Origin of the sequence: Caproiciproducens galactitolivorans (genome assembly GCF_004768785.1) — a bacterium.
Lineage (GTDB): Bacteria > Bacillota > Clostridia > Oscillospirales > Acutalibacteraceae > Caproiciproducens > Caproiciproducens galactitolivorans.
Window position 1 is genome coordinate 251,474 of record NZ_SRMQ01000001.1, and the last position, 12,414, is coordinate 263,887.

A 12,414-nucleotide genomic window follows, 5' to 3' on the forward strand; every position below is an offset into this window, starting at 1 on the left:
GATTCGCCCTGAGAATTTATTCTCAGGGCTTTCTTTATGCCGAGAAAGGAGGAAAGAATGGATATCAAATATATGCACAGGGCGCTGCGCCTTGCAAAGCGGGGCGCAGGCTACACAAACCCGAATCCGCTTGTCGGTGCGGTCCTTGTTCGGGACGACCGGATCATCGGCGAGGGATACCATGAAGCTTACGGGGCAAACCACGCGGAAATAAATGCTATCCTGCACGCCACGGAAGAGGTAAGCGGAGCGGATCTGTATGTTACTTTGGAGCCCTGCTCCCATTACGGGAAAACGCCTCCCTGTGCGCAGACGATTCTGGAAAAAGGCATTAAGCGGGTAATCGTCGCGGCGGAGGATCCGAATCCGCTGGTATCCGGCAGGGGGATTGCCATGCTTCGGGAAAATGGGGTGGAGGTTATTACGGGCGTGCTGGAAAAAGAGAGCCGGAAGTTGAATGAAATCTTTTTTAAATACATAACAACCGGAAAGCCTTTCTGCATTCTGAAAGCAGCGATGTCGCTGGATGGAAAGATTGCAACCCGAACTGGCGATTCCCAATGGATTACAGGGGAATGCGCACGCAGACAGGTGCATTTGCTTCGGCACCGGGTGGCCTGCGTAATGACGGGAATCGGAACCGTTCTATCCGACGACCCGCAGCTTACCACACGCCTTCCCGATAAAAAGGGAAAAGATGCGGTAAGAGTCATTGTGGACAGCAGCGCAAGAATCCCGCTCTCCGCAAAGGTGTTGAATGTGGATTCGGACGCGCCTGCAATTGTCGCCGTAACGGAAAAAGCACAGGATAAGAAAATAAGGGAGCTGGAGCGAATGGGCGCAAAGGTTATCTGCATGCCCCAAACGGGAAACGGGGTGGATTTGGCTTTTCTGATGAAAAAGTTGGGAGAGGAAGGCCTGGATAGTGTTCTGCTGGAGGGCGGAAGCACGTTGAACGAATCCGCGCTTCGCCAGGGAATTGTCGACAAAGTGAATTTTTTTATCGGACCAATTCTAATCGGCGGGGATACCGCGAAAACAGCGGTTGGCGGTAGAGGGGTTGCTTCCTTAAAAGATGCATATCGCCTGCGAAATCTGTGCACGCAATTTTTTGGCCGCGGCATTATGATCGAAGGTTACCTTGGAACCGGGGAGGAAGCGCCATGTTCACAGGATTGATTGAAGAAATGGGAACTGTTGAGGCGCTGAACAAGTCGGCTCAGTCCGCGCAGATTACCATTCGGGCAGAGAAAGTGCTGCATGGCTTGCGCATAGGGGACAGCATCGCGGTCAACGGCGTATGCCTTACGGTAATATCCTTCGATGCGCATCGGTTCACCGTGGATGCTATGGCGGAAACGTTGCGCCGGACAAATGAGAAGAGCTTTTTACCGGGCGTACGGGTCAACCTGGAACGCGCCATGCGGCTGGGGGATCGGCTGGGCGGACATATTGTAAGCGGCCATGTCGACGGAACCGGCGTGGTCCGGTCTGTGAAGCGGGAAGACAACGCGGTATCAATCGACATAGTGGCGCCGGAAAATATTTTAAAGTATGTTGTAGAAAAGGGCTCCATCGCGGTGGACGGTGTAAGCCTTACGGTGGCCCGGGCGGGCGACCGGCTGTTTCGGATTTGCGTCATTCCTCATACACAGCAGGAAACGACGCTGCTCCAAAGGAAACCCGGAGACACTGTGAATCTGGAATGCGACCTGATTGCCAAATACACCGAAAAGCTGCTGAGGGAAAATTCCCAATTCGCCGGGATCACCATAGAATTTTTACAGCAGCATGGATTTTAAGGAGGTTTTCGTAATGAACTACAATACGATTCCGGAAGCGCTGGATGCTTTGCGCGCAGGAAAAATTATTCTTGTCGCGGACGACAAAAACCGGGAGAACGAAGGCGACCTGATTTGTGCGGCGCAATATGCAACCTGTGAAAACGTGAATTTTATGGCAACATATGCAAAAGGGCTGATTTGCATGCCAATGGATAGTAAGTTGGGCCATAAATTGGGGCTTGCGCAGATGGTTGCGGAAAATACAGACAATCATACCACCGCCTTTACGGTTTCCATTGACCATGTGGATACTACAACCGGCATTTCCGCCGCGGAACGGTCGCTGACGGCGCTGAAATGTGTCGAGCTTGGCGCCAAACCCGAGGATTTCCGCCGGCCGGGGCATATGTTTCCGCTTGTTGCTAGGCGGGGCGGCGTTCTGGTGCGCGGCGGCCATACGGAAGCGACCGTTGACCTTATGCGGCTGGCGGGGCTGAGGGAATGCGGGCTCTGCTGTGAAGTAATGGCGGAGGACGGGCATATGATGCGTACGCTCCAGCTTTGGGAATTTGCGCGACAGCATGGGCTCGTTTTCATCACTATTCATGATCTGCAAGATTATTGCAGGCGCCATGACAAGCATGTTGTCCATATGGCCAGCGCCAAATTGCCCACCGCTTATGGCGACTTTCAGATTCATGGTTATGTCAATGACTTAACCGGAGAGCATCATGTTGCCCTGGTAAAGGGGGATATCGGCGACGGCGAGAATCTTTTGTGCAGGGTGCATTCGGAATGCCTGACAGGGGATGTGTTCGGTTCCCTGCGCTGTGACTGCGGGCAGCAGCTTGCGGCGGCGATGCGCCAAATTGAAAAAGAAGGGCGCGGGATTCTTCTTTACATGAGCCAGGAGGGGCGCGGAATCGGGCTTATCAATAAACTGAAGGCATACGAATTGCAGGAAAAAGGCCGCGATACCGTAGAAGCTAATCTGGAATTGGGTTTTGCGCCCGATTTGCGGGAATACTGGATCGGCGCCCAGATCCTGCAGGACTTAGGCGCTCGAAAAATTCGCCTGTTGACGAATAACCCAAGCAAGATTTACGGGCTGGACGGATTTGGAGTGGAAATTATTGAAAGAGTTCCGATCGAGATTGCTCCCTGTAAAGAAGATGCCTTCTACCTGAAAACAAAAGAGGAAAAAATGGGGCATTTGTTTTCCCATATCCCATCTTAAGCATGAAAAGGAGCGAGTTCACATGAGAGTAATGGAAGGACAACTGGTTGCGGAAAAACTGAAATTCGGGATCGTCGTTTCCCGGTTTAATGAGTTTATTTCAAGCCGCCTTTTGAGCGGCGCGCTGGACACTTTGAAACGCCACGGCGCGAAGGAAGAAGAAATCGAAGTCGCCTGGGTTCCGGGCGCATTTGAAATCCCGCTTGCCGCAAAGAAAATGGCAAAATCCGGGAAATATGACGCGGTTATCTGCCTTGGCGCGGTTATCCGCGGTTCAACGCCGCATTTTGATTATGTAAGCAATGAGGTTTCCAAAGGAATCGCCAGCGTTTCGCTGGAAACGGAAACGCCGGTCGCTTTCGGCGTTTTAACGACGGATAACATTGAACAGGCCATTGAACGCGCCGGTACAAAGTCCGGAAATAAGGGCAGCGACGCGGCGCTTACCACCATTGAAATGGCAAATCTGCTCAGGAAACTTTCAAATTAGGAAATATATAAAATATAACAGTATAAAGCCTTTTTCTAAGCACAGCATCCGCTAATTCCACATAAAATGGGATACGAAAGCAACAGAAAAAGGTGACATTATGCTCAATTCTGCGGGGCCGAACATCATTCGGTATAGTTATGATCAAAGCGTAAACATTCCGATCGAATTGTACGAATCCTTGAACGGCAATTATTTTATGGGTTATGGGGATAATTTAAGCCTTGGAAATGGAACCAGCGCCTGGGCCCGGCTATACAATCCGCCGAATTCCGGCGTCAATTTATATGTGAATGTTTGGACGGTAACCGATATATCGGATTCGCCCTTCCGCGCCCAATTCTGGTTTAACGCAACCCCGCCCAAGGGCTCGTTCGAATCCGTTCCGGTAACCCCGTCCAATACAGCGATTCGCCCCGTTCCGCATCCTCGTGTTCAATTGCAGGTAGCATCGAATGTATCCGGCGAACCGACCGGCGGGGTTAAAGCGTTTGTGCGCAGGGGAGAATCGGGAACAACTGTGGTGGATACCGAAAACGGGAAATTGATTTTTCCGCCCGGGGGTTCATTCCTTGTTTTCTTGTCGGTGACGGAGGATGTTTCAGCTGCGGCGGGGAGAATTGCCTTCGGTTGGTGGGAAGAAAAAATATCCTGTTTTGCATTTTATACGCAAAAGAACTGAGCGCAGGACAAGAAGCTATTATTTATAAAGAAGCAAGGTGCTTTCAAGGTACCTTGCTCAGACTGTCGAAGAACCCATCCGACGCGTTAAGCGAAGGATGGGTTCTTCGACAGTCTGAGAGGCATTGAATTTTACTTCAAAATTTTTCCGGGGTGAAATCCGGAGAAAATGGAAAGATGAAATTCACAGCGCTTGTAGCAGCAGTGTGAAAATAGAAAAGAGGAAATCTGTAAAAAGATTTCCTCTTGCATGGTGGACCTGGAGGGATTTGAACCCTTGACCTCTCGGATGCGAACCGAACGCTCTCCCAGCTGAGCTACAGGCCCATATTTCCGCGCTTCTCCCGCGCGACGAAAATAATTATATCACGTTGGCACGGCAATTTCAACTATTATTTTAATTTTTCCGACAACTTTTCTTTTCCAAATTTGCAGATGTCTTTTAGACAGCATTCTTCGCATTGCGGATTCCGGGCGGTACAAACCTTCCGGCCATGCAGAACGAGCCTGTGGCAGAAGTCGTTTGACTCGTCCATAGGCAGTACTTCGCGAAGCTGTTTTTCCACCTTAAATGGGTTCTTGCCCTCGCTCAGGCCGATTCTTCCGCAAATACGGATACAGTGTGTGTCTGTGACAACCGCCGGTTTGTGATAAATATCGCCGACCACCAGATTGGCGGTTTTTCTGCCCACGCCCGGCAGACGGGTCAATTCTTCGATTGTGTCCGGCACCACGCCACCGTATTCCTCCTTCAGCATTTTGGACATGGCAAGAATATCCCGTGCCTTTGTCTTGTAAAGCCCGCAGGTACGGATTAATTCTTCAATTTCTTCGACTGTTCCTTTCGTAAAGGCATCCACGTCGGGGAACCTTTCAAAGAGGGCAGGGGTAACAAGGTTTACCCTTGCGTCCGTACACTGTGCGGACAGGCGGGTTGCGACCAGCAGTTGAAAGGCGTCGGTATAGGTAAGGGAACAGATGGCGTCCGGATATTCTTTTTTTAAAGCTTCCACCGCCAAAGCCGCGCGCTGTTTCCGGGTCATAACCATTCCCTCCTGCAAAATGTTGATGTATTGTTATTTTATCTTAGATTTCACAAAAGTACAAGTTGACAGGGAAAAGTTTATCAAATATCATATTGGTAAATACATCAAAAAATGGAAGCTGGGGAAAATATGACCAGGGCGCAGATAAAAATTCTTGCAATTGTTACTATGCTGATCGATCACATCGGAGCCATATTTTTCCCGCAGATTCCGTTGTTCCGTATAATTGGCAGGCTTTCTTTCCCGCTCTTTTGCTTCTTTATCGCGCAGGGGGTCCTTTATACTTCCAATGTACGGGCCTATCTCGGACGCCTGTTTCTGTTTGCGCTGCTGTCCGAAATACCGTATGATCTTGCATTTTACAGTACGATTTGGAATCCTCAAAAACAGAATGTGTTTTTTACCCTTTTCTTTGGGCTGGCGGCGATTTCCTTTCTCCGGACATTTCTGGAAACAAAGCCCTTTCTAGCGTGTACTCTCGCGGTCATTCCTGTCTTAACGGCAGAGGTGCTCCACACGGACTATGGGTGGTTCGGCGTAACGCTCGTTATCCTCTTTTATTGCTTACGGGATGTAAAAACCAAAGGGGTTCTCCTGTTTGTTCTGTTTAATACGGGTTACAGTTTCTTAACGGGAACGATAAAATTGTATGCCGCGGCGGCCGGCGTTCCAATCCTGTTTTATAGTGGGAAGAAGGGAAAGCCGGACTGGAAATACTTTTTTTACGTATTTTATCCAGCGCATTTGTTACTGCTGTATTTTGTACGTATAGTTGCCTTTTAGCACATGATCGTGTATAATTATCAATAAATAATTCAGGGAAAGGGAATGATAAAATTGTACAGCGATATGATGGATACCATAGGCTTTATTTCTCAATCGGATCCCGCAGTCGGAGCGGCGATGAAGGAAGAATTAAAGCGCCAGCAGCGCAATCTGGAGATGATTGCCTCCGAAAACCTTGTTTCCCCCGCCGTCATGGCCGCTATGGGCAGCGTACTGACGAATAAATATGCGGAAGGTTACCCGGCAAAACGGTATTACGGCGGATGCCAGTATGTTGATGCCGTCGAAAATCTTGCGCGAGATCGAGCCTGTGAGCTTTTCCACGCGGAGCATGCCAATGTACAGCCGCATTCCGGCGCGCAAGCCAATATTGCGGTTTATTTTGCCCTTTTGAATCCCGGAGACACCGTAATGGGGATGAGCCTTTCGGAAGGCGGCCACCTTACACACGGTTCCCCGGTGAACATTTCAGGCAAATATTTTCATTTCATTCCCTATGGAGTAGACCCCGAAACAGGACGGATTGATTACGATAAAGTCTATGAAACCGCCATGAAGGAAAAACCGAAAATGATCGTTGCGGGCGCGAGCGCGTATCCGCGAATCATTGACTTCAAACGGTTCCGTGAAATCTGCGATGCGTGCGGCGCATATCTGATGGTGGATATGGCGCATATTGCCGGGCTTGTCGCTGCCGGTGAGCACCCCAACCCGGTTGAATGGGCGGATGTGGTTACTTCCACTACGCACAAGACCCTTCGCGGGCCCCGCGGCGGTTTGATCCTTTGCCGTGAGGAATATGCAAAAGCCATAGATAAAGCAATTTTTCCCGGCACGCAGGGTGGGCCGCTGATGCATATTATTGCAGGCAAGGCGGTATGCTTCGGCGAAGCGCTGAAGCCGGAGTTTAAGGATTACGGCCATCGCATAGTCGAGAATGCCGCGGCCCTTGCGGACGGACTGATGAAACGTGGCGTAAGGCTGGTCAGCGGAGGTACGGATAATCACCTGATGCTGATCGACCTGAGCGGGATGGAGCTGACCGGAAAAGAGCTTGAACAGCGCCTTGACGCGGTTTATATTACCGCAAATAAAAACACCGTGCCGAATGAGCAGCGCAGCCCGTTCATTACCAGCGGCGTCCGTTTGGGCACCCCCGCAATTACAACCCGCGGCCTGAATACACAGGATATGGATAAGATTGCCGAATGCATTAGCTTTGTTATCAATGATTTTAATGCAAGAAAAGAAGAAATTCGTGCGATGGTTACAGAAATCTGCAGCCACTATCCTTTATATGAATAACGAAAACAGGGTGGTGTGGTGACCATGGCGGCACCTTTAGCAGACCGGCTGCGCCCACAGAGTCTGGACGACATTGTCGGCCAGCATCATCTTCTTGATCCGGACAAGGCTCTGCGACGGATTATTGATTCCGGTGTTATTCCGAATATGATTTTTTACGGGCCGTCCGGAATTGGAAAAACCACGCTAGCTTCCATCATTGCAAAGAAAACCAACCGCAGCCTGTATAAACTGAACGGAACGACGGCGTCAACCGCGGATATCCGTTCGGTGGTGGATCAGCTTGACACCTTTGCCGCGCCGAACGGCATCCTACTTTACCTTGATGAAATCCAGTATTTCAATAAGAAGCAGCAGCAAACCTTGCTGGAGTTTATTGAGAACGGACAGATTACGCTGATTGCTTCGACAACGGAGAATCCGTATTTTTATATTTATAACGCGATTCTCAGCCGGGCTACGGTTTTTGAGTTCAAGCCTGTGGAAAAAGAAGATGTCCTGCTGGCGGTACAGCGTGCTTTCCGTTTCATGGAGCAGGAGCAGAACCGGAAAATCCAGGTGGAGGACGGCGCGGCCGAGGTGATTGCTTCTGCTTGCAGCGGGGACGTGCGCAAGGCGATGAATGCGGTGGAACTTTGCGTGCTTTCCGGCGACGAGAAAGACGGCTCTTGCTTTGTAACGCTGGAAAAAGCAAAGGAGCTGACTCAGCGCAGCGCCCTGCGGTATGACCGTGCAGGGGACGAGCATTACGATATCCTTTCTGCGTTTCAAAAGTCGATGCGCGGTTCGGACCCTGATGCCGCGCTTCACTATCTGGCGCGTTTGATTGTGGCCGGGGACCTGCCTTCCATTTGCCGGCGGCTGATGGTCTGTGCATGCGAGGATGTAGGCCTTGCCTACCCGCAGATTATCCCGATTGTGAAAGCGGCAGTAGATGCCGCGATGCAGGTCGGCTTTCCGGAAGCGCGTATTCCGCTGGCCGATGCGGTGGTACTGGTATGCAATGCCCCGAAATCCAATTCGGCGTACTGCGCAATCAACGCCGCAATTGCCGATATTCAAAAGGGAAGAATCGGGAATATTCCCCGTCAGCTTCAAAATAAACATTATGATGGGGAAGACAACCCCAATAAAGGGCAGTTTTATAAATACCCCCATGATTATCCGGACAAATGGGTGGAACAGCAGTATCTGCCGTATGAATTGAAAGACGTCCGGTATTATAAATATGGGCAGAATAAGACGGAGCAGGCGTATCAGGCTTATTGGAGCAGGATTAAAGGGGAAAATAAATGAAATTTATTTTAATTTTTTAAAATTTTTGTATTATCGTCTTGTGCGTAGTGCACCGGAGTGCTATCATGGATATAAATGGGAGGTGAACGTTATGAAAAACGAAATTCTCTTTAATTTGACATACGGCATGTATGCGATTGGTGTGAAGGATGATAAGAAAGCTTCCGCCTGTATCGTAAATACGGTTGCTCAGGTTTGCAACGACCCGAATATGATAGCGGTAAGCATGAACCACAATAATTATAGCCATGAATGCATTGTAGAAAACGGCATTTTTACCGTTTCCGTTTTGTCGGAGGATACCTCCGGCGCAGTAATCGGCGCATTAGGTTTTAATTCCGGCCGCGATATCGATAAGCTCAGCAATGTCCGCCATAAGATTTTGGCAGAGGGCGTCCCGGTTCTGAAAGAGAACATCTGCTGCTGGCTGCTCTGCCGCGTAGTGAATAGTGTGGAAACACCTACGCATACCATCTTTATTGCGGAAGTCGTTGCCGGAAGCGACGAAGCAAAGGGCAAGCCCATGACGTACGATTACTATCATAAGGTAATTAAGGGCAAGGCGCCGAAAAATGCGCCGACCTATCAGGCTGAACAGCCGGAAGAAGAACTGGATGGGAACAGTTGGGTCTGCACGGTTTGCGGTTATGTTTACAATGATCCCGATGTTCCTTTCGAGGATTTGCCGGATGATTGGGTCTGTCCGATCTGTGGCGCTCCGAAATCCGCTTTTAAACGTAAATAAAAGAGCTGCCGGTTTAAATGCCCCCAAACGTTGGGAGAGTATTAAAAGAAAGCAAAACCCGGAGAAGGCTTGCTGCCTGTGAAGAACAGGCGGCAAGCCCTTTTCTATGCTTTTCAGAAAGGAAGGGCAGCCTGCGTAAGCGGGCCGCCCTTTTTCATCGAACTGTAAATTTGTAAATGGTTGTGTGCTCGTATTTTTCACCCGGTTTCAGGTTTTGATACGGGAAATTTTCATGGTGCATGGAATCGGGGAAAAACTGTGTTTCCAGGCAGATCGCGTGGTGCGACCGATATTTTATGCCGCCCTTTCCCGTATCAACGGTAATACCGTTTGCAGTATAAACTTGTATGCCGGGCATATCGGTAAAAACGGACATTACCCGTCCGCTCACCTGGTCGTAAAGCTCGCCGGCTTTTTTCATCCCGTCCCCGCCTTTCAGCACGAAATTATGGTCATAGCCGCCGAAGCTTTTTAATAAGCTGTCGTTTGCCCGGATATCCTGCCCGATGGTTTTGGGCTTATTGAAATCATAGGCTGTACCCGCGACCGGCAGCAGCTCGCCAGTCGGAATTAAATCGGGACCGACCGCCGTGATATAATCGGCATTTATTTGCAGTTCCTGTGATAAAATATCTTTTTTGGCGTTTCCGCTGATATTGAAATATGAGTGGTTTGTAAGGTTAACCGGCGTTTCGTGGTCGGTTTTTGCGGTATATTCTATGATTAAGGCGTTATCGGTGGAAAGGGAATAGGTAACCGTAATATCAAGGTTACCGGGAAATCCGCATTCACCGTCCTTACTGCAATAGGAAAAAGTAGCGGAAGGCGCGTCGTCGTCATGATTGCTGCATTTCAATCTCCAGACGCGGTCCTGAATTCCACCGGGGGCGCTGTGCAGGGAATTCCTGCCGTTATTGGCGGTAAGAGCATAGCGCTTGCCGTCGATTGTAAATTCCGCTCCGCCGATGCGGTTTGCAAAGCGGCCCACAACAGCGCCGAAAACGTCTCCCTGTGCCAAATAATCCTCTAGCTTGTCATGCCCCAGCACCACGTCGCCGAAATTTCCCCGTTTGTCCGGTACAAGCAATTTCACAATCCGGCAGCCGTACGTGATGATTTGCGCGGTCATTCCGCCGGTGTTTTTAAGGATGTAGCTTTCAACTTCCGTACCGTCCGGCAGAATCCCGAAAATCGATTTATCAAGACTCATTTTGTTCTCCTCTTTATATTATGGAATAAAATTATTTTCCAAGTAAAGCGGCGCCGATGATTCCGGCGTCATTGCCGAGCATTGCCCTGCAGAGCTTTGTCCGCTTGTCCTCGCTGATGGTATAAGCCTGACTGGCAACATATTCGCGCAGGGGCTTCAGAAGGGTTTCTCCTTCATTGCAGATGCCGCCGCCGATGCAGAGGACATCCGGTTGGAATGTGTTAATGCAGTTCACCAGGCCGCATCCAAGGTAGGCTATGTATTCATCTACAACCGCTTTTCCGGTGGGGTCGCCTGCGCGCATTGCGTCAAAAGCGGTACGGCCGTCTACGTTGTTCAGGTCATTATTGACCAGTTTCCAGATCGGCGCGTTGTGATCGTTTACTTTTTCCATGGCTTCCTTTGTTGAACGGATCAAACCGGTGGCGGAAGCATAGGTTTCCCAGCATCCGTCGCGGCCGCAGGTGCAGTGGCGCCCATTATACGCAATAACCGTGTGCCCCATTTCACCGGCGCCGAAATTAGAACCGGCGTAGATTTTACCGTCAATAATAATACCGCTGCCAATGCCCGTCCCTAGCGTAATGGCAAGGGCGTTTTTGGTTCCTTTCAAAGCGCCTGCCTGATATTCGCCGTATGCGGCGGCGTTGGCGTCGTTTTCAACGATAACCCTCTTGTTCATTCTGGCTTCCAGCAGTTTTTTTAGCTCAAAATGCTTGAAATGCAGGTTGTTTGAAAATTCCACCACACCGGTGTCGCGGTTTATCGTACCGGGAGTTCCGATTCCAACCCATGGAACATCATCAATGGATATTCCGGCGTTTTCCAGCGCCTCGTAAGCAGTACTGGCAAGTTGTTCGCACATTTCGTCCGACGAACAGGGTACGCGGGTCTTTTTTTTCGCAGTCGCGATGATCCGGTTATTTTCATCAACCACACCAACTTTGATGTTTGTCCCGCCCAGATCAATACCAAGATAATACATTACCATATCCCCTTTATTCGCTGTTTCGCAATATTGCTTATAGTATAACATTTCGACGCATGAAATGTAAACATATTGCATAAGGAATGTGGTAAATTTGTTATCGGACTCAAAAATGTGCTATAATACTACAAACAAATCAGAATGGAGAGCGTATTGTGATTTTCGAAACCCTGCCAGAAAGTATGAAAAACGAATATACAAAAGAATATGTCGAAATACTGAATAAACGAAAATTTTCCCTTTTCTTAAAGCGGGTGTATGACGTCGTTGTATCCCTTATTATTTTAACTTTGCTGTCTCCTTTTTTTCTCCTGTTGGCGATTGCAATCAAACTGGATTCCAAAGGCCCGGTTTTTTACCGTCAGACCCGTGTCGGCCGCTATAATACGGATTTTAAGATTTTTAAGTTCAGAACCATGGTTCTGGATGCCGATAAGATCGGCCCGCCGCTTACGGTTGGGGACGACCCGCGCATTACCAGAATGGGCCGTATTATCCGCAAATTAAGGCTGGATGAATTTTCCCAGTTATTAAATGTATTGAACGGCAGCATGAGCCTGGTCGGTCCCCGTCCGGAGGTGCGGAAATATGTGGAAGCCTATACGCCGGAGTATATGGCGACACTTTTAATCCGTCCCGGAATAACCGCAACCTCAAGCATTGCCTTTAAGGACGAAGATCGCCTTTTAAATGCGGCGGAAAATCCGGAACAGGTTTATATTGAGCAGATTCTGCCTCCTAAGATGGCGTATAATCTGGAATACATGAAAAACATCACGCTTTTCAATGATATAAAAATTATGTTCCAGACGGTTGGGGCCGTTCTCAAATAAAAGTTCGTAATGC

General features: G+C 49.4%; 13 protein-coding genes and 1 tRNA gene. 10 read left to right on the plus strand and 4 right to left on the minus strand.

Annotated elements, in window-relative coordinates; all coding sequences use genetic code 11:
* Positions 1-57: 57 nt before the first annotated feature.
* The 5 genes from ribD (at position 58) to CAGA_RS01165 (ending at position 4,193) form a co-directional block, all read left to right on the plus strand.
* A complete protein-coding gene (gene ribD, locus CAGA_RS01145) occupies positions 58-1,179 on the plus strand; it encodes a bifunctional diaminohydroxyphosphoribosylaminopyrimidine deaminase/5-amino-6-(5-phosphoribosylamino)uracil reductase RibD (protein ID WP_135656846.1) in 1,122 nt (373 codons plus the stop codon).
* Positions 1,164-1,802: a riboflavin synthase gene (locus CAGA_RS01150; RefSeq protein WP_135656848.1), complete on the plus strand. Its 639-nt coding sequence runs from the start codon at positions 1,164-1,166 to the stop codon at positions 1,800-1,802. Before ribD ends, CAGA_RS01150 begins: the two co-directional genes overlap by 16 nt.
* 13 nt (positions 1,803-1,815) lie before the next feature.
* Positions 1,816-3,021, plus strand: coding sequence for a bifunctional 3,4-dihydroxy-2-butanone-4-phosphate synthase/GTP cyclohydrolase II (locus CAGA_RS01155; protein WP_135656850.1), 1,206 nt, complete (start codon positions 1,816-1,818; stop codon positions 3,019-3,021).
* 22 nt (positions 3,022-3,043) lie between these two features.
* Positions 3,044-3,511 carry a 6,7-dimethyl-8-ribityllumazine synthase gene (gene ribH / locus CAGA_RS01160; RefSeq protein ID WP_135656853.1) on the plus strand — a complete coding sequence of 156 codons (468 nt, stop codon included), beginning with the start codon at positions 3,044-3,046 and terminating at the stop codon, positions 3,509-3,511.
* 100 nt (positions 3,512-3,611) lie between these two features.
* Complete coding sequence (locus tag CAGA_RS01165; protein ID WP_135656855.1) at positions 3,612-4,193, plus strand: DUF6143 family protein; 582 nt, start codon at positions 3,612-3,614, stop codon at positions 4,191-4,193.
* Positions 4,194-4,443: 250 nt separating this feature from the next.
* On the opposite strand, the gene CAGA_RS01170 is transcribed toward CAGA_RS01165, so the two are convergent.
* Positions 4,444-4,519: transfer RNA gene (locus tag CAGA_RS01170), tRNA-Ala, on the minus strand.
* Between the two features lie 65 nt (positions 4,520-4,584).
* Positions 4,585-5,235, minus strand: coding sequence for an endonuclease III (gene nth, locus CAGA_RS01175; protein ID WP_135656857.1), 651 nt, complete (start codon positions 5,233-5,235; stop codon positions 4,585-4,587).
* Positions 5,236-5,367: 132 nt separating this feature from the next.
* Here nth and CAGA_RS01180 point away from each other — a divergent pair, with 132 nt between their 5' ends.
* The 4 genes from CAGA_RS01180 (at position 5,368) to CAGA_RS01195 (ending at position 9,370) form a co-directional block, all read left to right on the plus strand.
* Positions 5,368-6,021 carry a TraX family protein gene (locus CAGA_RS01180; protein ID WP_167875121.1) on the plus strand — a complete coding sequence of 218 codons (654 nt, stop codon included), beginning with the start codon at positions 5,368-5,370 and terminating at the stop codon, positions 6,019-6,021.
* A 54-nt stretch (positions 6,022-6,075) separates the two neighbouring features.
* Positions 6,076-7,329, plus strand: coding sequence for a serine hydroxymethyltransferase (locus tag CAGA_RS01185; protein ID WP_279221985.1), 1,254 nt, complete (start codon positions 6,076-6,078; stop codon positions 7,327-7,329).
* A 24-nt stretch (positions 7,330-7,353) separates the two neighbouring features.
* Positions 7,354-8,625, plus strand: a complete 1,272-nt coding sequence (locus CAGA_RS01190) for a replication-associated recombination protein A (RefSeq protein ID WP_135656864.1) — start codon at positions 7,354-7,356, stop codon at positions 8,623-8,625.
* A gap of 91 nt (positions 8,626-8,716) precedes the next feature.
* Complete coding sequence (locus CAGA_RS01195; RefSeq protein ID WP_135656866.1) at positions 8,717-9,370, plus strand: flavin reductase; 654 nt, start codon at positions 8,717-8,719, stop codon at positions 9,368-9,370.
* A 154-nt stretch (positions 9,371-9,524) separates the two neighbouring features.
* On the opposite strand, the gene CAGA_RS01200 is transcribed toward CAGA_RS01195, so the two are convergent.
* Together CAGA_RS01200 and CAGA_RS01205 are read right to left on the minus strand one after the other, a co-directional pair.
* The gene (locus tag CAGA_RS01200) at positions 9,525-10,580 is read right to left on the minus strand and encodes an aldose epimerase family protein (RefSeq protein WP_135656868.1); all 1,056 of its coding nucleotides are present in this window, start codon (positions 10,578-10,580) and stop codon (positions 9,525-9,527) included.
* 31 nt (positions 10,581-10,611) lie between these two features.
* Positions 10,612-11,565, minus strand: a complete 954-nt coding sequence (locus CAGA_RS01205; protein ID WP_135656870.1) for an ROK family protein — start codon at positions 11,563-11,565, stop codon at positions 10,612-10,614.
* Between the two features lie 158 nt (positions 11,566-11,723).
* Between CAGA_RS01205 and CAGA_RS01210 the strand changes: the two genes are divergently transcribed.
* Positions 11,724-12,401, plus strand: coding sequence for a sugar transferase (locus CAGA_RS01210; RefSeq protein ID WP_461949985.1), 678 nt, complete (start codon positions 11,724-11,726; stop codon positions 12,399-12,401).
* Positions 12,402-12,414: the final 13 nt, after the last annotated feature.